26 protein-coding genes are annotated in these 25,717 nt (G+C 64.8%); 20 read left to right on the top strand and 6 right to left on the bottom strand.

Annotated features, from left to right (window positions below):
- Positions 1-26: 26 nt before the first annotated feature.
- From QJT82_RS33715 to QJT82_RS33675, 9 genes are all read left to right on the top strand, one after another.
- Positions 27-803, top strand: coding sequence for an aspartate/glutamate racemase family protein (locus QJT82_RS33715; RefSeq protein ID WP_028343373.1), 777 nt, complete (start codon positions 27-29; stop codon positions 801-803).
- Between the two features lie 15 nt (positions 804-818).
- The gene (locus QJT82_RS33710) at positions 819-1,625 is read left to right on the top strand and encodes an FCD domain-containing protein (protein ID WP_028343372.1); all 807 of its coding nucleotides are present in this window, start codon (positions 819-821) and stop codon (positions 1,623-1,625) included.
- The gene (locus tag QJT82_RS33705; protein WP_028343371.1) at positions 1,622-2,386 is read left to right on the top strand and encodes an aspartate/glutamate racemase family protein; all 765 of its coding nucleotides are present in this window, start codon (positions 1,622-1,624) and stop codon (positions 2,384-2,386) included. Before QJT82_RS33710 ends, QJT82_RS33705 begins: the two co-directional genes overlap by 4 nt.
- A complete protein-coding gene (gene hydA, locus QJT82_RS33700) occupies positions 2,386-3,798 on the top strand; it encodes a dihydropyrimidinase (RefSeq protein WP_196238218.1) in 1,413 nt (470 codons plus the stop codon). Before QJT82_RS33705 ends, hydA begins: the two co-directional genes overlap by 1 nt.
- A gap of 45 nt (positions 3,799-3,843) precedes the next feature.
- On the top strand, positions 3,844-4,728 hold the full coding sequence (locus QJT82_RS33695; RefSeq protein ID WP_028343369.1) for an alpha/beta hydrolase: 885 nt from the start codon (positions 3,844-3,846) through the stop codon (positions 4,726-4,728).
- Positions 4,729-5,121: 393 nt separating this feature from the next.
- The gene (locus tag QJT82_RS33690) at positions 5,122-6,825 is read left to right on the top strand and encodes an alkaline phosphatase family protein (RefSeq protein WP_028343368.1); all 1,704 of its coding nucleotides are present in this window, start codon (positions 5,122-5,124) and stop codon (positions 6,823-6,825) included.
- Positions 6,826-6,933: 108 nt separating this feature from the next.
- Positions 6,934-8,265: a cytochrome c peroxidase gene (locus QJT82_RS33685; RefSeq protein WP_028343367.1), complete on the top strand. Its 1,332-nt coding sequence runs from the start codon at positions 6,934-6,936 to the stop codon at positions 8,263-8,265.
- Between the two features lie 72 nt (positions 8,266-8,337).
- Complete coding sequence (locus tag QJT82_RS33680) at positions 8,338-9,123, top strand: aldo/keto reductase (protein ID WP_028343366.1); 786 nt, start codon at positions 8,338-8,340, stop codon at positions 9,121-9,123.
- Between the two features lie 188 nt (positions 9,124-9,311).
- The gene (locus QJT82_RS33675; protein ID WP_028343365.1) at positions 9,312-10,220 is read left to right on the top strand and encodes a hypothetical protein; all 909 of its coding nucleotides are present in this window, start codon (positions 9,312-9,314) and stop codon (positions 10,218-10,220) included.
- Positions 10,221-10,232: 12 nt separating this feature from the next.
- On the opposite strand, the gene QJT82_RS33670 is transcribed toward QJT82_RS33675, so the two are convergent.
- Positions 10,233-10,910 carry a DUF599 domain-containing protein gene (locus QJT82_RS33670; protein WP_028343364.1) on the bottom strand — a complete coding sequence of 226 codons (678 nt, stop codon included), beginning with the start codon at positions 10,908-10,910 and terminating at the stop codon, positions 10,233-10,235.
- A gap of 119 nt (positions 10,911-11,029) precedes the next feature.
- Here QJT82_RS33670 and QJT82_RS33665 point away from each other — a divergent pair, with 119 nt between their 5' ends.
- The 5 genes from QJT82_RS33665 (at position 11,030) to QJT82_RS33645 (ending at position 14,368) form a co-directional block, all read left to right on the top strand.
- Positions 11,030-11,683, top strand: coding sequence for a glutathione S-transferase family protein (locus QJT82_RS33665; RefSeq protein ID WP_028343363.1), 654 nt, complete (start codon positions 11,030-11,032; stop codon positions 11,681-11,683).
- Between the two features lie 218 nt (positions 11,684-11,901).
- Positions 11,902-12,270, top strand: coding sequence for a YidB family protein (locus QJT82_RS33660; RefSeq protein ID WP_028343362.1), 369 nt, complete (start codon positions 11,902-11,904; stop codon positions 12,268-12,270).
- A gap of 217 nt (positions 12,271-12,487) precedes the next feature.
- Positions 12,488-12,691, top strand: coding sequence for a hypothetical protein (locus QJT82_RS33655; RefSeq protein ID WP_018272021.1), 204 nt, complete (start codon positions 12,488-12,490; stop codon positions 12,689-12,691).
- A 153-nt stretch (positions 12,692-12,844) separates the two neighbouring features.
- Positions 12,845-13,789, top strand: coding sequence for a hypothetical protein (locus QJT82_RS33650; RefSeq protein WP_028343361.1), 945 nt, complete (start codon positions 12,845-12,847; stop codon positions 13,787-13,789).
- A 138-nt stretch (positions 13,790-13,927) separates the two neighbouring features.
- Positions 13,928-14,368 (top strand): DUF1489 domain-containing protein, encoded by a 441-nt coding sequence (locus QJT82_RS33645; protein ID WP_028336418.1) that lies wholly within the window; start codon positions 13,928-13,930, stop codon positions 14,366-14,368.
- Positions 14,369-14,387: 19 nt separating this feature from the next.
- On the opposite strand, the gene QJT82_RS33640 is transcribed toward QJT82_RS33645, so the two are convergent.
- The gene (locus tag QJT82_RS33640) at positions 14,388-15,140 is read right to left on the bottom strand and encodes a hypothetical protein (RefSeq protein ID WP_028343360.1); all 753 of its coding nucleotides are present in this window, start codon (positions 15,138-15,140) and stop codon (positions 14,388-14,390) included.
- 120 nt (positions 15,141-15,260) lie between these two features.
- Positions 15,261-16,112: a pantoate--beta-alanine ligase gene (gene panC, locus QJT82_RS33635; protein WP_028343359.1), complete on the bottom strand. Its 852-nt coding sequence runs from the start codon at positions 16,110-16,112 to the stop codon at positions 15,261-15,263.
- A gap of 292 nt (positions 16,113-16,404) precedes the next feature.
- On the opposite strand from panC, the gene QJT82_RS33630 reads away from it, so the two are divergent.
- The 4 genes from QJT82_RS33630 (at position 16,405) to QJT82_RS33615 (ending at position 20,292) form a co-directional block, all read left to right on the top strand.
- Positions 16,405-17,328, top strand: a complete 924-nt coding sequence (locus tag QJT82_RS33630; RefSeq protein WP_016842850.1) for a division plane positioning ATPase MipZ — start codon at positions 16,405-16,407, stop codon at positions 17,326-17,328.
- Between the two features lie 388 nt (positions 17,329-17,716).
- Complete coding sequence (locus QJT82_RS33625; protein ID WP_050999547.1) at positions 17,717-18,658, top strand: alpha/beta fold hydrolase; 942 nt, start codon at positions 17,717-17,719, stop codon at positions 18,656-18,658.
- Between the two features lie 89 nt (positions 18,659-18,747).
- Positions 18,748-19,488 (top strand): hypothetical protein, encoded by a 741-nt coding sequence (locus QJT82_RS33620; protein ID WP_028343358.1) that lies wholly within the window; start codon positions 18,748-18,750, stop codon positions 19,486-19,488.
- A gap of 84 nt (positions 19,489-19,572) precedes the next feature.
- Complete coding sequence (locus QJT82_RS33615; RefSeq protein ID WP_028343357.1) at positions 19,573-20,292, top strand: DnaJ domain-containing protein; 720 nt, start codon at positions 19,573-19,575, stop codon at positions 20,290-20,292.
- Between the two features lie 238 nt (positions 20,293-20,530).
- On the opposite strand, the gene QJT82_RS33610 is transcribed toward QJT82_RS33615, so the two are convergent.
- Positions 20,531-22,324, bottom strand: a complete 1,794-nt coding sequence (locus tag QJT82_RS33610) for a D-alanyl-D-alanine carboxypeptidase (RefSeq protein ID WP_028343356.1) — start codon at positions 22,322-22,324, stop codon at positions 20,531-20,533.
- A 423-nt stretch (positions 22,325-22,747) separates the two neighbouring features.
- Between QJT82_RS33610 and QJT82_RS33605 the strand changes: the two genes are divergently transcribed.
- A complete protein-coding gene (locus QJT82_RS33605) occupies positions 22,748-23,086 on the top strand; it encodes a phasin family protein (protein WP_016844841.1) in 339 nt (112 codons plus the stop codon).
- Positions 23,087-23,159: 73 nt separating this feature from the next.
- Here QJT82_RS33605 and QJT82_RS33600 read toward each other — a convergent pair whose 3' ends face one another.
- Positions 23,160-24,989, bottom strand: coding sequence for a TadE/TadG family type IV pilus assembly protein (locus QJT82_RS33600; RefSeq protein ID WP_338132191.1), 1,830 nt, complete (start codon positions 24,987-24,989; stop codon positions 23,160-23,162).
- Between the two features lie 210 nt (positions 24,990-25,199).
- On the bottom strand, positions 25,200-25,376 hold the full coding sequence (locus tag QJT82_RS33595; RefSeq protein ID WP_155258706.1) for a hypothetical protein: 177 nt from the start codon (positions 25,374-25,376) through the stop codon (positions 25,200-25,202).
- Here QJT82_RS33595 and clpS point away from each other — a divergent pair.
- On the top strand, positions 25,369-25,701 hold the full coding sequence (clpS, locus tag QJT82_RS33590) for an ATP-dependent Clp protease adapter ClpS (RefSeq protein WP_028343354.1): 333 nt from the start codon (positions 25,369-25,371) through the stop codon (positions 25,699-25,701). The two genes, QJT82_RS33595 and clpS, sit on opposite strands and share 8 nt — an antisense overlap.
- The last annotated feature ends 16 nt before the right edge of the window (positions 25,702-25,717 follow it).

The raw sequence follows: 25,717 nt of genomic DNA, 5'->3' as shown, positions 1-25,717 counted from the left end.
GTTCGGCCGCTTGACGAGGCTCACCAATGACACGTCCTATCAGGCTCGGCATGCTGACGCCGTCGTCGAATACCGCGCTGGAGCCGATCACCTGCGCGATGCTATCGGGCGTCGACGACGTCTCGGCACATTTCTCGCGCTTCAAGGTGACCGAGATCGCGCTGTCGGAGGCGGCGCTGCGCCAGTTCGACGCCAGCGAGATTCTTCGGGCGGCCGAGTTGCTCGCCCATGCCAAGGTCGACGTCATCGCCTGGAACGGCACCTCGGCAAGCTGGCTCGGCTTCGACCGCGACGAGAGCCTGTGCGAGGAGATCACGGCGGCAACCGGTATCAAGGCCTGTACCACGGTGCTGGCCTATCGCGACCTGTTGCGGCGGATCGGCGCCAGCCGCATCGGGCTGGTGACGCCGTATCGCAAGGACGTGCAGGAGCGGATCATCGCCAACTGGAATTCGCAAGGGCTGCATTGTTTTGCCGAGCGGCATCTGTCGCTGCAGGACAATTTCTCCTTTGCCGAGGTCAGCGAGGCCGAGGTCGCGCGGCTGATCGAGGAGGTGGTGCGCGAGGGCTGCGATGTCGCCGTCGTGCTCTGCACCAACATGCGCGGCGCCGGCGCAGCCGAGCGGCTGGAGCGGGGATTTGGCGTTCCGGTGCTGGATTCGATTGCGGTGACGCTGTGGGCGTGCCTCACAGCTGCCGGCTGCGATCCGTCGCGCGTGCAGGGCTGGGGCAGCCTGTTCGCGAACCCCGATCTGCGCGCGGCCACCGCGATCCACGTGGGAGAGCGCGATCTCCAATCATGACAATGCAGGCAAGCGGTGACTGAAGCCAAAGCGACCAGACGTACCAAGGAACCCAAGCGCGCGATGACCGCGCTGCAACGCCGACGCCTACGTGTGCCGCGGGTCGGGCTGCACGAGCAGGCGGCGGCGCGGCTGCGCACCATGATCGTGCGCGGCGAGCTGGCGCCGGGGCAATCGCTGGGGGAGGCGGACCTGTCCGATGCGCTCGGCATCTCGCGCACGCCGCTGCGCGAGGCGCTCAAGCAATTGGCGAGCGAGGGCCTGGTCGAGCTGCGGCTCAACCACAGCGCCGTGGTGGCGCCGTTCCGCCGTGCCGAGCTCGCCGAACTGTTCGAGGCCGTCAGCGGCATCGAGCGCTGCGCCGCCGAGCTCGCCGCGCTGCGCATGGAGCCGGAAGACTTCGAACGGCTCGCGGCGCTGCAGGACAAGATCGAGTGGCATCACGGCCGCGGCGAGCTGCGCGACTATTTTCAAGTTAATCAGCAGATCCATTCGGCGATCGTCGGCTTCGCCCGCAATGCCGTGCTGAAGGCGACGCACGAGGCGCTGCTGGCGCGGGCCGAGCGCGCGCGCTTCTTCGCGCTGTCGGTGCTCGGCCGCTGGGATGAATCGGTGCGCGAGCATCAGGAGATCTTGTCCGCGCTGAAGGCGCGCAATGCGGCCCGGGCCGGGCAGATACTGGCCCACCACGTGCGCCGCACCGGCGAGATCGTCGCCGAGACGCTGGATGCCAAGGCAATGAACGACAAGGCGGACGACGCCGCGGCACCGGAGCCGCCGGCAAGACCGCGTGGCCGGAAGACGAGGAACGTTGCGCCATGAAGATCCTGCTGCTCAATCCCAACACGACGGCTGATGTGACGGATCTGCTTCATGCCGCCGGCAGCAGGGCGGCGTCGGCCGGCACCGAGCTCGTGCCGGTCACTGCCGCGCGCGGCGTGCCTTATATCGCGACCCGCGCGGAGGCCCAGATCGGCGGCGCGATCGCGCTGGAGATGCTGGCAGAAGCCGGCCCCGGCGTCGATGCCGCCGTGATCGCGGCGTTCGGCGATCCCGGCCTGTTCGGCGCGCGCGAGCTGTTCGCCTTTCCCGTCGTGGGATTGGCCGAAGCTGCGATGCTCACGGCCTGCATGCTCGGCCGCCGGTTTGCGATCGTCACCTTCGCTGGCGCGCTGGCGCCCTGGTACGAGGAATGCGTCGCCATGCACGGGCTGAGCGCGCGCTGCGCCGGCATCCGCACGCTTGACGGTAGTTTCCAGTCGATCTCGCAGGTGCAGGCCGAGAAGGAGGAACTGCTGGTCGGGCTCGCCAACCGCGCGGTCGAGCAGGACAACGCCGATGTCGTCATTCTGTCGGGCGCGCCGCTCGCCGGACTCGCGGCAAAGGTCCGCGATCGCATTCCGGTGCCGGTGGTCGATCCGGTCGTGGCGGCGGTGCGGCAGGCGGAAACGCTCGCCGTGCTCAAGCCGCGCAAGGCGGTGGCCGGCACCTTCCGCCGTCCCGATCCGAAGCCGACGCGCGGGCTGGCCGAGCCACTCGCCGCAATCATCGAACACCGCTCACCGAAGGAAGGGACAAACTGATGTCCTTCGACACCATCATCCGCGGCGGCACCGTGGTGACCGCTGCCGACACCTTCGCCTGCGACGTCGGTATCCGCGACGGCAAGATCACGGCGCTCGGCCATGATCTCGGCGATGCGGCCACGATCATCGACGCGACCGACCGCCTGGTGCTGCCGGGCGGCATCGACAGCCACGTCCACTTCGCCCAGCCGTCCGGCGACGGCATCGTGATGGCCGACGGCTTTGCCAGCGGCACGCGCTCGGCGGCGTTCGGCGGCAACACCACCGTGCTGCCATTCTGCCTGCAGGAGAAGGGCCAGACGCTGCGCGAGGCGCTGAAGCATTACCATTCGCTGGCCGAAGGCGAGTGCCATGTCGACGTCGCCTTCCATCTCATCCTCACCGATCCGACCGAGCATGTGCTGGGCCAGGAGCTGCCGGCGCTGGTCGAGGACGGGTACACCTCGCTCAAGGTCTTCATGACCTATGAGGGCCTCGCGCTGTCGGACCGCGAGCTGCTCGAAACCATGTCGGTCGCGCGCGAGACCGGCGCCATGCTGATGGTGCATGCCGAGAATTTCGACGCCATCCGCTTCCTGACCGACCGGCTCGAACGCGCCGGCAACACCGCGCCGCGCTTCCATGCGACCTCGCGGCCGATCCCGGTTGAGCGCGAGGCCACCCATCGCGCGATCTCGTTGTCCGAGCTCGTCGACGTGCCGATCATGATCGTGCATGTCTCGAACCGCGAGGCGATGGACGAAATCCGGCGCGCGCAGCAGCGGGGCTTGCGGGTGATGGGCGAGACCTGTCCGCAGTACCTCATGCTGACCGAAAAGGATCTCGATCAGCTCAACATGGAAGGCGCAAAATACGTCTGCTCGCCGCCGCCGCGCGACGTCGCCAGCCAGCAGGCCTGCTGGGAAGGTTTGCAGCAGAAGGTGTTCTCGGTGTTCTCGTCGGACCATTGCCCGTTCCGTTACGACGACCCGCAAGGCAAGCTTGCGCCGAAGGGCCGCACCAGCTTCCGCTGGGTGCCGAACGGAATCCCGGGTGTCGCGACGCGGCTGCCGATCCTTTTCTCCGAAGGCGTGGTGAAGGGGCGGATCGACCTCAACAGCTTTGTCGCCTTCAGCGCCACCAACCACGCCAAAATCTACGGCCTCTATCCGCGCAAGGGCACGATCGCGGTCGGCTCGGATGCCGACATCGCGCTGTGGGACCCGAAGCGCAAGGTGACGATCCGTCACGAGCTGATCCACGACGGCGCGGACTACACGCCCTATGAAGGGCTCGAGGTGACGGGCTGGCCGGTGCTGACCATGGTGCGCGGCAAGGTCGTCGTCGATAACGGTACGCTCGTCGGCGGCAAGGACCACGGCACCTATCTGCCGCGTGCCAAGCCGCCGAAGGCCGCGACCATCCCGTAACGCGACCATCCCGTAACAAGCAAAGAGAGAAGGCAGGAGATCAACATGCCCTATGCTGTGACAGACGACGGAGTGCGGCTCTATTTCGAGGAGACCGGATCGGGGCATCCGGTAATCCTGGTTCATGAGTTTGCCGGCGACCTGCGCAGCTACGAGCCGCAGATGCGGCACTTCGGCAAGCGCTTCCGGACGATCGCCTACAATGCGCGCGGCTTCCCACCGTCCGATGTGCCGGAGCAGGTCTCGTCCTATTCGCAGGCGCGCGCCGCCGACGATATCCTGGCCGTGCTCGATCACATCGGCGCGCCGAAAGCGCATATCGTCGGTCTGTCGATGGGCGGCTTTGCGACGCTGCATTTTGGATTGCGTCACCCTGATCGGGCGCTGTCGCTGTGCATCGGCGGCTGCGGTTACGGCGCCGAGCTCGACAAGCGCGAGACGTTTCGCGCCGAGGCCGACGTGATCGCGGGCATGATCCGCAAGGAGGGCATGCCGGCCTTCGCCGAGCGCTACGCCTACGGGCCGACCCGCGTGCAATATGAAAACAAGGACCCGCGTGGCCACGCCGAGTTCAAGACCATGCTGGCCGAGCATTCGGCGGTGGGATCGGCCAATACCCAGCAGGGCGTGCAGAAGGAGCGTCCCTCGCTCTACACGCTGGTCGACGAGATGAAGCGCATCAATGTGCCGACGCTGATCATCACCGGCGACGAGGATTGGCCGTGCCTGTTGCCCGGTATCCTGATGAAGCAGAGCATCCCGTCGGCCGCGCTCGCGGTGATGCCGAACTGCGGCCACGCCATCAACATCGAGGAGCCCGACGAATACAACCGGATCGTCGGCGATTTCCTGTCGCAGGTCGAGAGCGGTCGCTGGCCGCAGCGCGATCCGCGGGCGGTCAGCGCTTCGATTACGGGAATGAAGGAGTAGGCTTCACGCCGAGTTGAATCGCGGCCATCATCCGCCACCAGGCCAAGCATCCGCGCTTTTCGAGCAACATCCTCGGAAGGCGCGGATTTTTTTCGGGTGTGAGCACGCCGCGACAGCAGGCGGCGCACAATCTGTTCGCATGATTGCTGTCATTCAATTCCATGTCTTGTGACCGAAACCGCGTCCACAGATAGCCGCTCGCGTGAGACGGAAGAGGAGGGCGTCTGTCATGCGCGCAAAGATTGGTGCCTCGATGCCTGCTGCAACCGATGCGGACATCTGCGCACATCATCATTCGTCGCATTCATTCGATCGACACAGCGCTGTCATCGGCGGTGGATAACTTGTCGCAGGTCGACGTCATAAATCCTTAAAAATAAAAGGGGCACTACGGTGAAAGCCAAATTTCTTTCGACGGTCGGAGTCTGTCTGGTTGCTGCCGCTGCGGTGATGTGCAGCGCCGCAGCTCAAGACGACAACAAGGGCAATAACGGCCACGATCATCATCCGCACGACATCCACACCCAAACGCCGATCAAGCATCTCGTCGTTATTTTCAACGAGAACCGCTCGTTCGATCATTACTTCGCAACCTATCCTGTTGCGACCAACCCGACCGGCTCTATCCCGTTCACGGCGAAGCCGCATACGCCGAAGGTCAACAACCTCACCAGCGCCAATCTGTTGACCAACAACCCGAACACCAACCCGGCCAACGGCACCGGCGCGACCAATCCGTTCCGCCTCGACCGCACCCAGGCCAACACCAAGTCGCAGAATCACGCCTACACGCCCGAGCAGCAAGCGGTCGACAACGGCAAGGAAGACCTGTTTCCGAAATTCACCGGTCGCGGCACCGCCGGCGGCGTCGGCGCCTTCGGCACCAACGGGCAGGTGATGGGCTATTTCGACGGCAACACCGTCACCGCGTTCTGGAATTACGCCCAGAACTTCGCGATGAGCGACAACAACTGGACCGACACCTTTGGTCCGTCGACGCCCGGCGCGCTCGAGGTGGTTGCCGGCCAGACCAACGGTGCGCAGAACATCGTCGGCTCGTCGTCGTCGATCGCCGACGGCCAGGGCGGCCTGACGCTGATCGGTGATACCGACCCTGCCTACGATGCCTGCTCGAGCACGACCAGCCAGGTCCTGATGACCAGCAAGAACATCGGCGACCTGCTCAATGCCGAGCAGATCAGCTGGGGCAGCTTCATGGGCGGTTTCGACCTGACGCTAAAGAATAGCAACGGCACCACCAACTGCGGCCGCAGCACGTTCTCGAGCAACGTCAACGGCACAGTCGTGGACTACATCCCGCACCACGCCTGGTTCCAGTACTACAAGTCGACGGCCAACCCGACCCATGCGCGGCCGAGCTCGGTAAATGCGGTCGGACACACCTATGTGCCCGGCGGCAAGACGCTCGATCCGGCCAATCACGCCTACGACCTCGAGGACTTCTACGCCGCGGTGAAGGCCGGCAACTTCCCTGCCGTCTCCTACATCAAGATGCCGGCCTACCAGGACGGTCATCCCGGCAACTCCGATCCGCTCGACGAGCAGGCCGGCAATGTCGAGCTGATCAATTTCCTGCAGAAGCAGAAGGAGTGGGGCGAAACCGCGGTCATCATCACCTATGACGACTCCGACGGCTGGTACGATCACCAGTACCTTGCGCCGATCAGCGCCTCGTATGACCCGACCGCCGACCAGGTCAACGGCCCCGGCCAGTGCGGCCGCGGCATCGGCAAGCAGACGCAGCCGAACGGCCTCAATGGCCAGCCGGTGAACGGCCGCTGCGGTCCCGGCACGCGAACCCCGTTCCTGGTGATCTCGCCCTTCGCCAAGCGCAACTACGTCAGCCACACCCGCATCTCGCAGGCGTCCGTGGTGCGCTTCATCGAGGACAACTGGCTGCACGGCCAGCGTCTTGGCGGCGGCTCGTTCGACGACAGCGTCGAATCGATCGCCGACCTGTTCGACTTCGAGCGCGGCCACGGCCAGGACCACGAGTACCGGCAGGACACGCTGTTCCTTGATCCGACAGCCGGAACGGTCATCGTCAGCCCGCCGGATGATCACCATCACCACTAACGCCCTTCGGTTCTGATCCAATCAGAACCGAAGCTCTGCCCTGACGCGTTCGCTCGCGCGAACTGGTCTCCAGTTCGCGCGAAAACGCTTAACGACACTGGATCTGACATGAACCGCCGCACCTTGTGGCTTCTCGGCGCCGGCTTGCTGTGCATGGCCGGCACTGTTGCGGCCGTCGAGACGCAGGGACTTCCGGGGACCAATCCGAACCCGGTGCAGCTCAGGCGTCCGCCGGTCGCCCCGCTGTCCGCCATGGCGCTGCTCGGTCAGAAGATCTTCTTCGACGCGTCGCTGTCCTCTTCGGGCGGATTGTCATGCGCGTCCTGTCACAGTCCGGACCATGCCTACGGGCCACCCAATGATGGGCCGGTGATGCTCGGCGGGCCCGCGCAATCCCGGCAAGGGACACGCGCCGTGCCGGGCCTGACCTATCTCGAGCGGCAGCCGAATTTCAGCATCGGGCCCGAAAAGGACGAGGACGACAATGTCGTCGACTTCGCGCAACTGGCCGCGCTCGGCCAGCAGGCCGCGCGCGCCAGGAAAGTTGCGACCGGGACTGCCGCGTCGGCCGTCAACATCGTCCCGCAGGGCGGACTGTTCTGGGACGGCCGCGCCGATACGCTGCAGGACCAGGCGATCTTCCCGCTGCTCGATCCCAACGAGATGGACGGCGGCAGCATCGAGATCGTAGCGCAGAAGCTGCGCCAGGCGAGTTACGCGCCGCGCTTCGCCGAGCTGTTCGGCGCCGGTGTCTTCGACAACACGCGGCTGCTGGTCGCGGAGGCGATGTTTGCCGTCGCGCGTTATCAGGTTGAGGAGCCGAGCTTCCATCCCTACACCAGCAAGTTCGACTACTGGCTGGAAGGCAAGGCGCGGCTGAGCGAGAGCGAGTTGCGCGGCCTGCAATTGTTCAACGATCCGGACAAGGCCAATTGCGGCGGCTGCCATACGTCGCAGCCGACCCGGGACGGTCTGCCGCCGCTGTTCACCGATCATCAATATGAGGCGCTCGGCGCGCCGCGCAACGCCGCGCTTGTCAGCAACCGCGATCCCGACCATTTCGATCTCGGGGTTTGCGGTCCGTACCGCACCGACATTGCCGAGCAGACGCAATATTGCGGGATGTTTCTGACGCCGACCTTGCGCAACACGGCGACGCGTCGCGTGTTCTTCCACAACGGCGTCTTCACCAGCCTCGAGCAGGTGCTCGACTTCTATAACTTCCGCGATACCAATCCGGAGAAGGTCTTTCCGCGCGGCGCCGACGGCACGGTGCGCAAGTACGATGACCTGCCGGAAAAGTATCACGGCAATGTCGACGTCAGTGATCCGCCGTTCGAGCGCCATCTCGGCGACACGCCCGCGATGACGGCGCAGGATGAGGCCGACATCATCGCCTTCCTGAAGACGTTGACCGACGGTTACCAGCCGGAGCGGTGAGACGTCGCGACGTTCCACCGCGGAACCGCACTGTGAGTTGGCAGCGCTTCGTCATGCGCGCATAATGGCTGCATGAATGTCGTCGAAGGCAACGGTGCCAGGATCCCGGCAATCGGGCTCGGCACATGGGAGCTGCGCGGGCGGACCTGCGCGCGCATCGTCGAGCAGGCGTTGCGGCTCGGCTATCGCCACATCGACACCGCGGAGATCTACGACAATGAGCGCGAGGTCGGCGAGGGGCTGCGTGCCTCCGGCGTCAAGCGCGACGACGTGTTCGTGACCACCAAGGTCTGGACCACGCATTTCATGGCGAAGGATCTCGAACGCGCCGCCAAGGAGAGCCTGGCGCGGCTGCGCCTGACCGAGGTCGACCTGTTGCTGCTGCACTGGCCCAATCCGCAGGTGCCGCTTGCCGAGACGCTCGGCGCGCTGGCGCGAGTCAGGCTGGCGGGCCTGGCGCGGCATATCGGCGTCTCCAACTTCAACGCGGCGCTGATCGAGGAGGCGGTGGCGACATGCCCCGAGCCGCTCGCCTGCGACCAGGTTGAGTACCATCCTTATCTGGACCAGGCCGATGTGATCGAGGCCTGTCGACGCCGCGGCATGGCATTCGTCGCCTACAGCCCGATCGCGAAGGGACGGGTCAAGGGCGACCGCGCGCTGGCGCGGATCGGCGACCGCTATCGCAAGAGCGCTGCCCAGGTCTGCCTGCGCTGGCTGGTGCAACAGAATGTCTCCGCGATCCCGCGCACCTCGAAGCTCGAACGCCTTCAGGAGAACATCGACATCTTCGATTTTGAGCTGTCGGTCGACGACATGCGCGAGATCTCGGCGATCGGGAGCGCTGACGCGCGATGATGGGCTCCGCGACGCACGGGGTCTTTGCCTGAGAATCTAGTCTCGGAAAAATGGCTGGGTCCTGATCCCAATCATGCTAATGCCCCGCTGGCCGATTGCAGCTTTGGACCGAATGGGGATTGAGGCAGGCGGGTTCCGGCCGGTATTATAGCCGGCGGGGAGAGACATCACTGACGTGATCGAGTGGGATGAAGTTTCGGCCAAACGCGGATCTGATGGCGTCGGTGTTCGTGCACCTGATGCTGCTCGCGCTGATTTTCCTTTATTCGGAGGTCCATCAGTTCGATCCCGTCGCCGCTGACACGGTGCCGGTCGAGATCGTGACGCCGCAGGAGGTCGCCAGGTCCGAGGTCGAGACCAAGCCCGAACCGGCACCGAGCCCGTCGCCGACGCCCGAGTTGCAGTTGCCGTCGCTCGACAAGCCGGTGGATTCAGCCAAGCCCGAACCATCGGCGCAGGCGGCCGCGCCACAGCAGAACGCGCCACAGCAACCACCTCAGAAGCAGGCGACGCCGACGGCGCCCAAGCCCAGCCCGGCGCCGCAACGTGCCGCGGCCGAGCCGCCGCCCGCGCCGCCGGCACCGCAAACGCCACCGATGCCCCAGCCAACGGCGCAGCAACAGGCGGCAGCGTCGTCGCCTGCCTATGCGCAGCCCGAGCCGGATCTTTCGGTCAAATACAATGTCATGCTCGGCCTGCCGCCCGACATTTCCGTGAAGCCGCCCGCCAGCGCGCCGTCCGGCCCCGGACCCGGCAAGGACAATTTCGACGCAGCCGCCACCGAGCAGGCCGACGTCGGCTCGAGCGTGGTCGCCGAATTTCGCCGTCATCTGAAGACCTGCCTGAAACTCCCGCCGACGCTGAGCACGGGTGACGACGTAAAGATCAAGCTCAGGGTGCTCATGAAGCCCGACGGCAAGCTCGCCGCGCAGCCGGTGCTGATCGAGGCCACCGCCTCGGAAAAGGGGCCGCTGCTGCTGAAGAGCGCGACCGAGGCGCTGCAGGCCTGCCAGCCCTATGCGATGCTGCCGCGGGATCGCTACGGCGAATGGAAGGTGCTCGACCTCGACTTCAGCCCGCGCGATTTCGCGTCGTAGACAAGGTTCGCTTCAGCTTCCCATCGCCTGCCAGGCATTCGAGGCGAACTGCCGGCGCCAGATCACGATCACGACCGCGGCGGTCGTGACGAACAGCACCCAGGGGCTGACGAACCAACCGAGATAGCCGAGCGCGAAGAAGAACGCGCGCTGGCCGCGGTTGAAGTGCCGGCCCGCCGTCTCGAACAGCCGCGTGGTGCGGACCACATGGGCTTCCGCCTCCGGCGTATCGCGCTGCTCGGCCGGCGGCATCGCGCCGAACAGGATCGCCACATAGTTGAACAGGCGATAGGCCCAGGCGAATTTGAAGAAGGTGTAGATGAAGATCAGGATCAGCCCGATGCACTTGACCTCCCACAAAGCGGGCGAGGGCGTGAGGTTGACGGGCAGCGCGCCGAGCACGGCAAGCGCGTCATTGGTGGCGCGCAACAGCGCCAGCCCGCCGCCGATCGCGATCAGACTGGTGGAGGCAAAGAACGCGGTGCCGTTCTGCAAGCTGGCCATGATCTGCATGTCGACCATCCGTGCGTCGCGGTTGAGCAGATTCCGCACCCAGATCTCGCGATAGACATGCATCCGCGCCGATAGGCTGTCGCGCCCATACGCGGTATGCTCCAGCGTGATGGTATAGACCAGCCATTCCAGCGCAAAGAAGCCGACGGCCAGGATGTCGGTCCAATAGCCAGTCATGTTGCCTTCCTTCGTGAGCGCGCGGCTGACTGTCCGCGCCGGGCCGCATCCGCGTCATGTACAGGTTGAACGCGTGCAATGCACTATGGCAAACTACCGTGGCAACAGGATTCCCGGACATGCTCAAGCTCGTCATCGGCAACAAGAACTATTCGTCATGGTCGATGCGGCCCTGGCTGGCGTTGCGCGCCAACAACATCCCGTTCGAAGAGGTCTTCATTCCGCTCTACACGGACCAGACCGACAAGGACCGCATTCTCTCGTTCAGCAAGGCCGGCAAGGTGCCGACACTGATCGATGGCGACGTCAGGGTGTGGGATTCGCTGGCGATCATCGAATATCTCGCCGAGAGATTTCCCGAGGCGAAGCTCTGGCCTGCGGATCGCGCCGCGCGCGCGCATGCCCGCGCCATCTCGGCGGAGATGCATTCCGGCTTCATGCCGCTGCGCAACGAATGCGGCATGAACCTGCACCGGCCGATCCGCGCCGTCGCGCTCTCCGACGATGCGCGCGCCAACGTGGCGCGGATCCAGGAGATCTGGGCCGACTGCCATGCGCGCTACGGCAAGCAGGGTCCGTTCCTGTTCGGCGCATTCTCTGCGGCGGACGCGATGTATGCGCCCGTGGTGCATCGTTTCCGCACCTATGCGATCCCGGTGAAGGCCGAAGCGCAGCACTATGTCGATGCCATGATGGCGCTGCCGGCGTTCGCCGAATGGACCCGCGACGGCATTGCCGAGACGCTGCGGATCGCTCGATTCGAGGATGCCTGACCGGTCTTGGAGCTTCGGTCCTGATTGAATCAGAACCGAAGCTCCGGATTTTTGTTTCGACGCGTTTTCTTCACGCGAACCGTATCCACTTCGCTCGAAAACGCTCGATGCGCTTCCGAATTGTGACAGCGGTCGCAAAGATCGCGGCTTGACGCCGCGGGGTTGGAGGCGTCGAACCCGGAAAGGCTGGTTTTGCAAGTCGTGAAAGGACTTAGACAATGGGCATTCTCGATTCCCTGGAGAATTCGCCGGAGCTGAAAGGCATGCTTGGCCAGCTTGGCGCGGCGGTGATCCCGGTCGTGCTCGGCGAGGTCTTGGGCAATGGCGGGCAGGGCGGCTTGTCCGCGATCGTCGCCAAGCTCGAGCAGGCCGGGCTCGGCGAGCAGGTCAAATCCTGGATCGGTACCGGTCAGAACCTGCCGATCACGGCCGAGCAGCTCCAGCAGGTGCTCGGCAGCGACACGGTCAAGCAGCTCGCCGCCAAATTCAACATTCCGGTGGACCAGCTGTCCAAGGTGCTCGCCCAGCAACTTCCGGCTGCGGTCGACGGCGCGAGCCCGGGCGGCAAGCTGCCGCACACCGCCTGAGCGGCTGGAATCGGGTTCCAGCCGAGCTCGGCGGGCAATTTCCGGCTGGCACGCAAATTGCTGCCTATCGCCCTGAAAAACCTGCAAAAATTGCACCTTCGCTATGCCCCAATCTTGCTGGATTTGGGGAGGTGCGATGTGCTAGCTTGCCGCAGGGTTCTCAAAATGCCGGCCTGAGCTATCGGGACTGTCAGCTCAGCCAGCAATCTCTAAGAAAATGGAGAGGGCGTTGAAGCATAAGTACTCGATTGGCGAGACCGTCTATTTCACGGCCAGCAACGTGGCGCGCCCCGCCGCGAGCGGCACCTATCAAGTGATCCGGCTGCTGCCGACCGACGGTGACGACTGCCAGTATCGCATCAAGAGCTCGACTGAAGCTTTCGAACGGGTGGCCAAGGAGAGTCAGCTCGCGCTGTCCTGAAGGAATTGTGCGCAAGCCGGCGGCTGGGGCGGGTTCCGTACCGCCGCCGTCAAAAGGCCCTGTTCGCAGACCCATTGTGCTGAAGGTTGGACGTCGGGGTGGCGGCGTTCGCCGTCGCCGATTGTGCTTACGCTGCGTTGAGGGACATCGCGCATGAATTGGGCTTCCTCGCTGGATCAGATCTGGCGCTCACCGACCTTCCCGATGTGGCTGACGCTGGCCGCCGCGGGGTTCTTTGGGATCGTCGTTCTGGTCACGCTGCTGCGCGCGGAAAAATCCGTCGCCAACGGTGCGCTGACCGTGATCACGCTGCTGTCGATCGCGGTTGCGGTCGCCGCGACGATCCGTGGCTTCGGCCCGGGCGGGCAGGCGGCGCCGGCTGAGACGCGGACGGCGCAACTGACCAGCCAGACGGTGCCGGCGCTGGCCTGCGTCGACGACCTCGCCGGCGACGCCGTTCTCAACGCCTGCGAGAAGGTGCTGTTCGGTTCATCGGATACGGCCGCGGCGGCGGTCAGCTACGCGGCGGCGCAGATCTCGCGCCTGACCGCGCTGGGCGACCTCGCGACCGCCGAGCGCAATTCGACCACCGAATTGCAGGCGCTGCGCCGCGCCATCGAGCATGACCGCTACGGCCTGGTGGCCTATGCGCTGATGGCGCGCGACCACTGCACGCCGACCGCGTGCCCCGCGTTCCGCTCGCTCGGCGACAACCATCAGATTATCGCCAACATGAACGAGCGGACCTACGAGAACCTGATCACGCGCTACGCGGGGTCCTGGAACGCGCCAGCCGGCGCCCAGGCGTCGGCCGCCGCCGGCCTGGTCGCGGCGCTGCCGCAGTCATTGCCCACCGGCAAGCCGACCAATGCGGAGTTTCCGAGCTCGGCGAACACGCCGCCGGTCAGCATCATGACGCCCGAGCCGGCGAAGCCGGCCGCGGCCGCACCGGCCGCGCGCGCCGCCGCCGCGCCGCCCGCTGCGGCCCCGAAGCGGCCGCCGGCAGCGAAGCGCCCGGTCCAGATCGCGCCGGCCCCGGCAGCTCCGGCGCCGCCTCCTGCCGCCGCCAGCGCACCGGCGGCTGCGAACGAACAATGAGCGTGATGACGGCGGCTTGAGCCGCCGTCACTGCACTGTTCCGGCTTCGCTTCGCTCGAAAAACGCTCTAATCCCGATATCCACCGCCGCGGAGAGCGCTCCCTTTTCAAAGCGCGCGCCGGCCGCTACATCCGGCACATGCCGCTTCATCTCATCAAGCTCGCCGTCGGTTGCGACTCCGTCAAGGAACTCAAGGGCTGGGTTGCCGAACGGATGGCGACCGCGAAGAAAAAGGGCCTGCCGCTCCGTCACGTCCACATCACGCGGATGACGCCGAAGCGCGAGGAGGAGATCCTTGCCGGCGGCTCGCTCTATTGGGTGATCCGCGGCGAGATCGCCGCGCGCGAGAAGATCATCGCCATTGAGCCGTTCCGCGACAAGGACGGTATCGGCCGCTGCCGGCTGGTGATGCAGCCCAAGGTGATCGCGGTCTCGCCGCGGCCGATGCGGCCGTTCCAGGGCTGGCGCTACCTGACCGCGGACTCCGCGCCGGCCGATCTCACCAAGTCGAGCGCGGCCAGCGTGGCATCGATGCCCGAGCCGATGCGCCGCGAGTTGCGCGACCTCGGCTTGCTCTGAGCACGATGGCTGCCGCGAACTACTGCGGCTGTGTCACGAGGTGCAGCCGGCCCCATTCGGAGGCCGGGATCTCGACAAAGCGGCCGCCGCCCGCATTGCTGACGGCGACGTCGAGCAGTTCGTGATCGATCCCCATCTCGCCGAGATAGCGTCGGAACTGGTCGGTGAAGATTGAGGTCAGGCTCTCGCGGTGCTCGGCCGAGACGTTGGGCGCGAGCCGGTTGTGGATCGCCATGCCGCTCAGCACCACGCGGCTGCCCTGCGGCAGGCTGCGATGCACGCCGCCCGACAGCACCAGCAGGCAGGCGAAATCGCAGGCAATGCCGGACAGCTTCTCCTTCGCATCGAGCGGGCCGCCGGGCCGCTTGAGCGCGAAACATTCCTCCTCGGATTTTCCGGTGCAGGCCTCGACCTCGGTCGCCGCGACCGCGGCGTCGATGCCGCGATCGCGCAGGATGCGGCCGAGGCTGGAGGCGACGTTGAGGTTGGAATTCCCCCTGACGTTGATCACCACCGGCAGCTTGCGGCCGTTCTGCCGGTCGAGGATCGCCAGCAGGCGCTTATAGGTATCCCACTGCACGGCGCCCTCGGCGGCGATCCAGTCCGAGCAGCCCGGGCCACAGGCATCGGGCGCACCATGTGCGACATAGAAGATCATCGCGCCGGGCGCCGAATTGACCCCGCCGACCGGCGGCCGGGTCTGCGCCTGCGCGAGGCCTGCGGCCACGAGCGCGATGCCGAAAGCAATGCCTTGCCTGAAATAACCGCTCATTCCGATCGCCTGTGAAAGGCGCGATCATCCACGCGTCGGCCGCGCAGATGAGGCCGAGCCCTCATTACAGGCTCGAACCTCGTTTGCGCATGAACCGCATCACACTTTCCGGATCCTGCTTCAGACCGGGATGTTGTCGATCAGGCGCGTGCTGCCGAGCTTTGCCGCTACCAGCATCCGCATCGGGCCGTCCTTCAGCGAGCCGATCGGCGCCAGGGAGGCGGCGTGGCGCACTTCGAGATAATCGAGCACGAAGCCGGCCTTGGTGATCGCCGCGGCGCCGTCGGCCATTGCGGTCGCCGTATCCTCGCCGGCGCGCAGGCGGCCGGCCGTCTCCTTCATCACCCGATGAAGCTCGGGGGCGGCGCGCCGTTCCTCCGGGGAGAGGTAGACGTTGCGTGACGACATCGCGAGACCGTCGCGCTCGCGCACCGTCTTGGATCCGATCACCTTGACGCCGAGGTCGAGGTCCGCGGCCATCTGGGTGACGACCCGGAGCTGCTGAAAGTCCTTCTCGCCGAAGATCGCGAGGTCGGGCCGGACCTGGGTGAAGAGCTTGCCGACCACGGTGGCGACGCCGCCGAAGAAATGCGGCCGGAAGCGATCCTCGAGCCCGGCAGTGGCCGGCCCCTCGGGCACGATCCTGGTCGCGAAGCCGTCCGGGTACATCGCCTTCACCTCGGGGTGCCAGATCAGGTCGACGCCCTCGGCGGCGAGCTTGGCGACGTCGGCTTTCCAGGTGCGCGGATAGGAGCCGAAATCTTCGGTCGGCGCGAACTGGGTCGGGTTGACGAAGATCGAGACGACGACCCGCTTGGCGCGGCGCTTGGCGAGGCGCACCAGCGACACATGGCCGTCATGGAGCGCTCCCATGGTTGGGACCAGCGCGACGGTCGCCTTCTTGGCGCGCAGGGCGTCGACGGCGCGACGAAGGGCGGGGACGGTACGGACGACGGTGGGATTTCTCGGCATCTGGTCTCGGCTCGTGGGGCAATCCGGGTGGGGACGAATCTGGGTGGGACGGGCTGGCGTTCGGCAGGTGACGCAGCTTACCAAGTCCGAACCGCTATCGGCAAACCGCCGCGACAAGCCTTACCGATCTCGGACGCGCGTGGATCACAGCTGCCGTGCCGCCGATCGACGCAGCAGCCTTGCTTGATCGACGCATCATTGAGCACAGCCGCAATTGATTTCCTGTCGCGGCGATGCATTTCACTTGACCGCAGCGGCGCGCGCTTTGAAGATCATTGCCGGGATTTGAATCATGTTGGTGCAGGCTCGTCAGGGTCAATCCGGCTCCGCACATGTCATCGTGCTGGGCAACGAGAAGGGTGGATCGGGAAAGTCGACCACCGCCCTGCATATCGCCGTCGCGCTGCTGAAGGCCGGGCAGCGCGTCGCCAGCATCGATCTCGACTGCCGCCAGCAGAGCTTCACCCGCTACATCAGCAATCGCCAGGCCTGGGCGCGACGCACCGGGCTCGACCTCGAACTCCCCGCCCACCACTGCATCAAGTACGGCGAGACGATGCAGATCGAGGAGAACGAGAACGCGGAATTCCAGCAGTTCATGGCCGCGGTGAGCGCGGTGGAACGCGCCTATGATTTCATCGTCATCGATACCCCGGGTGCCGACAGCTACCTGATGCGGCTCGCGCATTCGATGGCCGACACGCTGGTGACGCCGATCAACGACAGCTTCCTCGATTTCGACGTGCTCGGCACCGTCGATCCCGCGACCTACGCGGTGACCGGCGAGAGCCATTATGCGGAGATGGTGCGCGACACCAGGCGCAAGCGCCGCCAGCTCGACGGCGCCTCGACCGACTGGATCGTGGTGCGCAACCGCCTGTCGATGCTCGGCTCGCGCAACAAGCAGCTGGTCGCCGACGGCTTGAAGCAGCTGTCGCTGCAGCTCGGGTTCCGTTCGGTCGACGGCTTTGCCGAGCGGGTAGTCTATCGCGAATTCTTCCCGCGCGGGCTGACGGCGCTCGACGACATCGACGAGGCGACGCTCGGCACGCGCCCGAGCCTCGGCCACGTGACCGCCCGCGAGGAGGTGATGAGCTTGCTCCGCCAGTTGAAGCTGCCGCTGGACGAGCGCGGCCGCCGCCGGGCCGCGAACCGGGCCGAATGGTTCAGCCAGGTCGACAAGCCGCTGGAAGTCGACGACATCATCGGCAGCTAGGCCGTCAGGCCTCCCTCGGGCAGGTTCCAGGGCGGCGGCCGTACAGGAGGTGACGATCGTCACTTCCGGGACGATGCCGAAGCGCGGTAGTCTTGCGGGGTTTTCGGCCACTCCGTCGCCAAAATGCCGGAACAAAGCTGGCCAGATCCGGTTTTCCCAAGCCAGCCGCGTTCTCGCTCCCGTCGGCTGGTCTTGAGGTATTATCGTGCCGCAGAGCCATGGCGCTAGAAGCGAATGCACAAAGGTTGTGTGCGCCGCACAATGAACGTGCTGCGAAGTCCCAACTTTTAGACTTCCTGTCACAGCGCTGTGACATATATTCTCAAAAGGAGGCCGAAGAGTCTCCGGCCAAGAATAGCCCTGAAAAGGCGGGCACCTCGAGGACGTCATGAAGCGTGGAATTCTCGTTCTGCTTTCTCTCTCCGTGGTGATCACGGCGGCCTATTTCACCGCGAGCAAGTGGGCGATCCGTCACGAAACTCTCATGTTCAAGGACCCGACGCGCGATGAGCGGCCGGTCGCGGTCGACGTTGCCGTGCGCTTCGACAAGGAGATGCAGGCCGACGCTGGCATGATCACGCTGCCGGTTGCGATCCTCAATCATGGCAATACCGTCAAATTCACCGAATATTCCTTCCTCGCGAACGTGTTCGCGGCGCGCGGCTATCTGACCATCAGCATTCAGAACGACCTGCCGTCGGACGGACCGATGGTGACCAAGGTCGGCGAGCTCTATGTCGGCCGCCTGCCGCAGTACCAGCGCGGCATCACCAACATCAAGTTCGCGATCGAGGAGATGAAGAAGCGCCAGCCGAACGCGGACTACAGCAAGCTGACGATGGTCGGCCATTCCAATGGCGGCGACATCGCGATGTATTTCGCCAAGCAGTATCCGGACGAGATCAAGAAGGTGGTGACGCTGGACAATCTGCGCGTGCCGTTCATGACCGACGGCAAGTTCAAGATTCTTTCATTCCGGTCTCACGATTCGCAGTTCAAGCCGGATCCGGGTGTCGTTCCCGATGCCGACGAATGCGAGAAGGCCGGCATCACCGTGGTGAACACCAACTTCCAGCACAACGACATGCGTGACACCGGGCCCGAGAAGGCCAAGGACTCGATCCAGGCCATGCTCGATAAATTCCTGGCCGATACCGACAGCGCTGTCGCGCCGGTCGACACCAGGAATGCGCCGCCGAAGATTCTGGAGCCCGGTCCCGTCTCGCTCTACGTGCCAGTCGAGAAACCTCAGACCTTGACCGACAAGCTCAAGAAGTCGCTCTCGCTGACCAAGACCGAGACGAAGAAGGATCCGTCGGTCACGAATTGACCGGGCGGCCCGGGATCCAGGCTGGCCCGTCACGTTGACCAATCCGCAGCCGCGGCCCACATAGTGTTTGCTGTACGAGGCAAGCGCTGATGGCCGGCAAGACGATCAAACCGACATCCGGAAGCGATGTACGCCCGGCCCATGCGCCTGGCGTGCCGACATCCAGCGCGAACGACATCGCGGCATTCGTCGCCAAGGCGCGGGCGATGTCGCCGCATCGCGCCGGCGCGCGCGGCAGGCTGGTGTTCGCGCTCGACGCCACGATGAGCCGGCAGCCGACTTGGGACATGGCGTGCACACTGCAGGCGGACATGTTCCGCGAGGCTGGCGCGCTCGGCAGTCTCGATATCCGCCTCGTCTATTATCGCGGCTTCAATGAGTGCCGTGCGTCAGGCTGGATCTCCGACAGCGCACAGCTCGCGCGGCTGATGAGCAAGATCGATTGCCAGGGCGGCAACACCCAGATCGGCAAGGTGCTGTCCGAGACGCGCCGCGAGGCGGTCGAGGCAGGGGTGCGCGCGCTGGTGTTCGTCGGCGACGCGATGGAGGAGAGCGCCGACGATCTGTGCGCCAAAGCGGGCGAGCTCGGCCTGCTCAAGGTGCCGGTCTTCATGTTCCAGGAGGGGCATGACGTGACCGCCGAACAGACGTTTCGCGAGGTCGCGCGGCTGACCGGCGGTGCATGGTGCAGGTTCGATCCCGGCGCGGCCGCGCAGCTCCGCGAATTGCTGCGTGCCGCCGCAGCCTATGCCGCCGGCGGCCGCGAGGCCCTGCTGCAACTGGCCAAGACCGCGAGCGGCGCGGCGAAGCTGATCGGTCAGATGAAATAGCGCCGCGTCGCGTCAGGGTCCGCCTGATGCCGGTGAGACGAAGCTTCGCATGCTTTTTGCCGCCGGGCCGCTTATATTCCGGACATGCCAACCCTGATCGCTGGCGTCGTCGCCGTTGTCGTCCTTTATTCCGCGCTGCAGATGTTTCGTGCGGCCAATCCCGCCGTGCTTGCGCGCGCGATCAAGATCGGTGGCGGGGTGCTCGCGCTGGCGGTCGCGGCCTTTACCGGCGTGCGGGGCGAACTGGCGGTGGCAATTCCGCTCGGCATCTTCGGCGCCGGACTGCTCGGCTGGTCGCCGTTCGGAACCACCGGATTTCCCAATTTCGGGGGCATGTTCGGCGGTTCGCGCAGCCAGGGACAAAGCTCGCGGGTGCGCTCGCAATATCTCGATATGACCCTCGATCACGGCAGCGGCGTGCTCAGGGGCCAGATCGTGGCCGGACCGCAGGCCGGCCGCATGCTCGACGAGTTCGACCTGTCGCAGCTATTGGCGATGGTCCCGAGCTTCGACGCCGAGAGCGTCGCGCTACTTGAAAGCTATCTGGATCGCCGTTTTCCCGCCTGGCGTCAGGACGCACAGGGCGACCGGGCACGGGGGCAGGGCCGTGCGGCGTCGGGTGGCAAAATGACGAACGAGGAGGCCTATCAGATCCTTGGCCTGCAGCCGGGAGCGTCGCGCGACGATATCGGCCGGGCTCACCGTACCCTGATGAAGAAACTCCATCCCGACCAGGGGGGCTCGACGTACCTCGCGGCCCGTGTGAACGAGGCCAAGGATACTTTGCTTCGCACGCATCTCTAACTCCGGCTACGCTACCAACGCCACAGCCGAGAGCTGCCTTCCGTTTCTGATTGATGCCCCGTCTGGCCCGCCGCTGTCCGGCGTGGCCGATCGTTGTTTCGGGAAATTTAACCGTAAAATCTTGACGAGAAGTTTCATGGTCGCGCCGCGCGCGGCCCGCCGGCCGTTTTCGCGACGGCAAAAGCAAAACGGCCGGCGATTGCTGCGCCGGCCGTTTGAAATCAGCTGATGCCGACGATCAGTTGCGAACCGTGATGCAGGAGATCTCGGCGCGCTTCAGCGTCTTGCAAGCCGCCTCGGCCTGATCGCGCTCGAGGCCGGCAAAGCGGGCGCGATAGAGCTTGCGATTATCCTTGGCGACCACCTCGGTGAACGGATCCGCCTTGCTGAGCAGGCCGCGGGCCGAGCTGCGCGCGAGGTCGATGCGCTTGTTGGCCTCGCCCTCGGACTCCAGCGCGCCAACCTGGATGATCCAGCCGGTGTGCGCGGCGCTCGGCTTTGCCGAGCTGGTCGGCGGAGCGGCCTGCAGGCTGCGGGTAGCGGGTTCGATCGACGCCACGGCCTGCGGCGCCGGGGCAGCGGGTGCATGGACGGCCGAGGCCGGCAGCACGCCGAGGATGCCGTTTCCGGTGCCGAAATTGGCCGGCTGCGGCGGCATTTCGGGCCTCGAGGTCTCGGCGGCCCGCGCCATCATCGCATTGGAGGTCTCGGGGACTTCGCCGCGCGCGGGGATCGTGTTGGTGACCGGAGGCGCGGACTGCGCCGGGCCGGCCGCGGCGAGCTTGATCTGGCCGGCCTTGACCTGCACCGTCTTCACCTTGACCGGCTTCATCGGTTCAGCCGAGCCGGGGATCGCGGCGATCGGCTGGGTCTGGATCACGCCTGAGGTCAGCGGCGCCGGCTCGGGCTTGGCCTGCGGCTCCGGCTTGGCCGGGAGCGGCGGCAGCGCGGCGGCGGCCGCCGCCATCAGCGAGGGTTTGCTGGCCGGGCGCGGCGCCTGGATCGCGGCAGCTGCAGCGGCGGGCTCCGACGCGGCGACCGGCGAGGTGTCCGGCGCGCGCGCGTTATCCGCGTCGGCGACCTCGACATTGGCGTCGGCCGGATTGCGTTCGGTGATCGCGGCGGCGGTGCGGGTGGTCGCGGCCTTTCCGACGTTCTCTGCGAGCAGGTTGCGCATGATGGCGTCACGCGAGCCGCCGCTGCGGCCGCCGAGCACCACGCCGACCAGGAAGCGATTGCCGCGGCGCATCGAGGTCACGAGGTTGAAGCCGGAGGCGCGGGTGTAGCCGGTCTTGATACCGTCAACGCCCTCGACGTTGCCGAGCAGATGGTTGTGGTTGCGGATCGATTGGCCGCGGAAGTTAAACACCGAGGTCGAGAAGTAGCGGTAATAGCGCGGGAAGCGATCCTGGATCGCGCGGCCGAGGGTCGATTGATCGCGCGCCGTCGTCACCTGCTCATCGTTGGGCAGGCCGGAGGCGTTGCGATAAACGGTCCGGCTCATGCCGAGCGCACGGGCCTTGCGGGTCATCATCCGGGCGAAATCGTCTTCGCTGCCGCCGATCGCCTCGGCGATCACGACCGCGGCGTCATTGGCCGAGCGAGTGACCAGGCCCTTGATGGCGTCTTCGACCTTGATGGTCGAGCCGGGCCGCAGGCCAAGCTTGGTCGGGTCCTGTTCGGAGGCGTGCTCGGACACCGGCATTTCGGTGTCGAGCTTCATCTTTCCGGAATCGAGGCGCTCGAACAGCAGATAGAGCGTCATGATCTTGGTCAGCGAGGCGGGGTGGCGCAGACCGTCGGGACTGGTGGCGGTGAGCACCGAACCGGTGTTGCCGTCGACGATGATCGACGCGAATTGCGGGCTGTAGCTCTCGCGCGCGGCCTCGCTGTGGTGGTGACGGGCGTAGTGGCGCCGGTGACGGCGCGCCTCGGCGCTATCACTCGTGATCAGGATCGCCGTCGTGACGGTAACGAGCCCAAGAACGCCAACTCGCAGCGCCCGCGAGGAGGCCAAGGTTGTTCGAAGCATCTACTTCCCCGTCCCAATTTCTATCTAGATCACTGGCTCGTGAGGCGAAATTGTGCCCGGCGGCCATCGATCCTTGCCTGCGCAACAAACCACTTCGGGCAGAACCATCGGCCCACGTGGCGGCTCAGGTCGCTCTTCTAGCTAAGGTGTTGTTCACAAACAGCTTTCAAGGCTGTCTGTCGGAAGGCGAACAAAGTCCGGGAATCAGGTTAGGCGGACCGAGTTTCCAAAAGCTTAAGCAACCGTTGCGTAGTCCCCCGGGGTTTATCGCAAATGCCGGAGATTCGGGGTTGTGTGATTGTGCGATGCACAATATTCATTGACTCTATTGTGCGATGCGATATGGCTATCGGCGTCAGGGGGCCGGGAGCTTCCCGGCAATGGGAATTTGCGCCTTCAAGTCTGGGAAAAGGAATTCCATCCATGGTCAAGATCGAAGACATTCAGAACTACGGCAAAGAGCATTTCGAGTCGGTCACCGCGTCGGCCAACAACCTGCAGAGCGGCGTTCAGGCCATCGCCACCGCCTATGGCGACTATGCCAAGAAGTCCTTTGAGGACACCAAGTCGTTCGTCGAGAAGCTGTCGGGCGTGAAGTCGCTGGACAAGGCGCTCGAGGCGCAGACCGAGTACCTGCGCTCGTCCTACGAGACCTTCGTTGCGGAATCGCAGAAGATCGCTGGCCTCTACAGCGACTGCGCCAAGCAGACCTTCAAGCCCTATGAGGGCCTGGTCTCCAAGTTCGCGCCCGCCGCTCAGTAAGCGTTGCCGACCAGGACAAACGAAAAGCCCGGCCGTTTCGGCCGGGCTTTTTTGTTGTGCCTGAAGCGGGCGTTTATTTCGCCAGCCGCAGCTTCGAGATCTGCGTGAGAATATTCTGGAAGGCGTCAGCCGTCTGACCGGCTGACGTGATCATCTGGAAGTTGCCGTCGGTCGCGCAATCCTGCAGCACCTGCGATTTCGGGTCCGCGTTGTTGATGTTCACCTGGATCGTGAAGATTGTGATGCTGCTGGTCGGATCGGCCTTGACGTTCGAACACAGCAGCTCTTGCCGAGTGTCGATGTCCGATTGGGTCGTGCTCCAGCGGTTTTGGGTGTTCAGTCCGTCGGATAGCAGGACGATATAGTCCTTGTATGCGTAGTTGCTCTCTTTCGCCGGTGCCGTGATCGGCGGGTTTGCGGTGTTCAGCGACAGCCATCCCCACGCCAGCCCCACCGCCTGATTGGTGTTGCCGCTTGGATACATATTGTCGATCTGGGTTTTGAGCGTGCTCCACTGGTTGCTCATTGCCGTCACCGTGCCGGGAAGACAATCCGCGAACTGCTCGGCATAGAACTGCGTGGACGGCGTCCCGCTGCCGGAGGAGGGGCCCGTATTCTTCGTATCGTAGTCCTGATCGCGATCGTTCACGCAACCGGTCCACGTGCTGCGGCTGGGTGCGGCTGCCGCGGTCGCGGCGGTACCGTCGCCGCGCCAGAGATGAGAATACGTCGTCGGCGTGCTGCAAACCTTGCTGCTGCCGCTCCCGGAACAGGTGCAGTTGCTGGTCGAGCCGCAGCTTGCGCCGGAGCCGGAAGCAACGGTGGTCCCCGGCACTGTAACAGTCGTGTAGCACCCGTTGTAGTAGATGCTGGTCTTGCCGGGTAACTTTCTGCCGCTGTCCATGCTGGGGCAGATGTAACCTGCATACGTGCCGGTTGAGGGGATCGTGTTCGTGCTTCTGGCACCGCTCACGGTCGCTGGCCGGTCCGTGCACGTAAAGCCGTGCGTCCTGTTCGTGAACGGGCAATCCGATCCGGCCTGGATCGTGTTCCAGCCGCTCGGATAGTTGTTCTTGAGAATCGGCGGCTCACCCTCCCATTCGGTCCAATTGAGCCAGGATTGGTTCAGATTCGCTGGATCGACATTCACATCCTTCGAGAATGGAATGATCGAAATATAAACATCGCCGGTCTGCTTGTTATAGGTCGACAGCGTATCGATCATGCTTTTGGCCGCGGATTGGAGTGCTGCCATCTTGCCGTTCTGGGCCATTGAGCCGGTGTTATCGAGCACCATCGCGACACGCATACGGGTGTTGCCCCAGGTGGTGGTCGTCGTGCTGTTGAAACCCAGCGTCGGAAAACCGGCCAGCTGCATGAAATCGGATTTGATGTGGCCGGATCCGCCCAGCAGGATGTTGGCCGCCGCGCCAGAGGTCGGGGTGGTATAGTTGGCAGTGACGGAAATGCCCTGGCCGTCCTTGTTGGTGTAAAGCGCGGTGAAATAGGTCTGCGCCTTGCTCGGGATATCCGCAGCCGTGATGTTGCCCATGGTCAGATCCTTGGACAGCATCAGCGCGGCCGAATCGAGCGCCGCCTGCATCGCGGAGCGGGCGTTGTTGGCGCGGGTATAGTCGATCGCGGCTCCCACGAAAGCGAGGAGCGGCAGCATTGCGAAGGTGAAGATCACCGCGACATTGCCGCTATTTGCCCTGGAAAACCGGCGAGCAACCGCGCAGACGCGATCGGAAATGGCTGAACCAAGCATGGCACTCTCGTCGAAATGAATTGCGGTGGCATCTCGACCGGCGCCGCTAAACAGATAGTGAATCGGGCGCGGGAAACCCGGCAGGGTGGCGCGGGGGAGGCTCAAAAGCCGGGCAAAAGCGCTGGCTATCCTCAATGAGGTCTAAATTGGCGGCCCGACTCCTTTGTCAAATCAGGCAGAAATGATTAACCTTCCGAGGGTTGCCGCGCCGGGAATCGGACCGGTGGGCCGCGCCGGGTCCGCGCTTGCGGCAGGACCTCGCGAGGCCCATATTCGGGAGGTCGATCCGGCCGCCGGATCGGACCGGGAGCGGCAATCTGGAAAGCATTGCTGGGGGTTCCGCGATCAGTCTTGCGGCAATCGCGACCACCGTCCAATTGCCATCCGGTTTCCCGCCATCCGGTTTCCCTTGGGGAATTCGAACGCCTGAGCCATGTTGCGATCCACGTTGACAGTCCCGATTTCCGAGCCGGTTTCGTCGATGCCGGCGGTGGCCGCCGCGCCGGCGCCGAAAATGAACAATGATGACAACCGCAATGGGACGGGCAGCGGCCCGTCGACCTCGGTCATCACCAAGGTCAAGCCGAAGACCAAGCGCCCGAACCTGTACCGCGTCCTGATCCTGAACGACGACTACACGCCGATGGAGTTCGTCGTTCACGTGCTGGAACGCTTCTTCAACAAGGACGCCGAGGCGGCGACCAAGATCATGCTGCACGTTCACCACCACGGGATCGGCGAGTGCGGCGTTTTTACCTACGAGATCGCCGAGACCAAAGTGACGCAAGTCATGGACTTCGCGCGCAAGCATCAGCATCCACTGCAATGCGTGATGGAAAAGAAATAGCTCGCTGGAACGACTG

The sequence above is a fragment of the Bradyrhizobium sp. Mp19 genome (genome assembly GCF_029952935.1).
Classification (GTDB): Bacteria; Pseudomonadota; Alphaproteobacteria; order Rhizobiales; family Xanthobacteraceae; genus Bradyrhizobium; species Bradyrhizobium elkanii.
The sequence above is the reverse complement of the archived record's forward strand: the minus strand, read 5'-3'. Positions and strand labels throughout refer to the sequence as shown.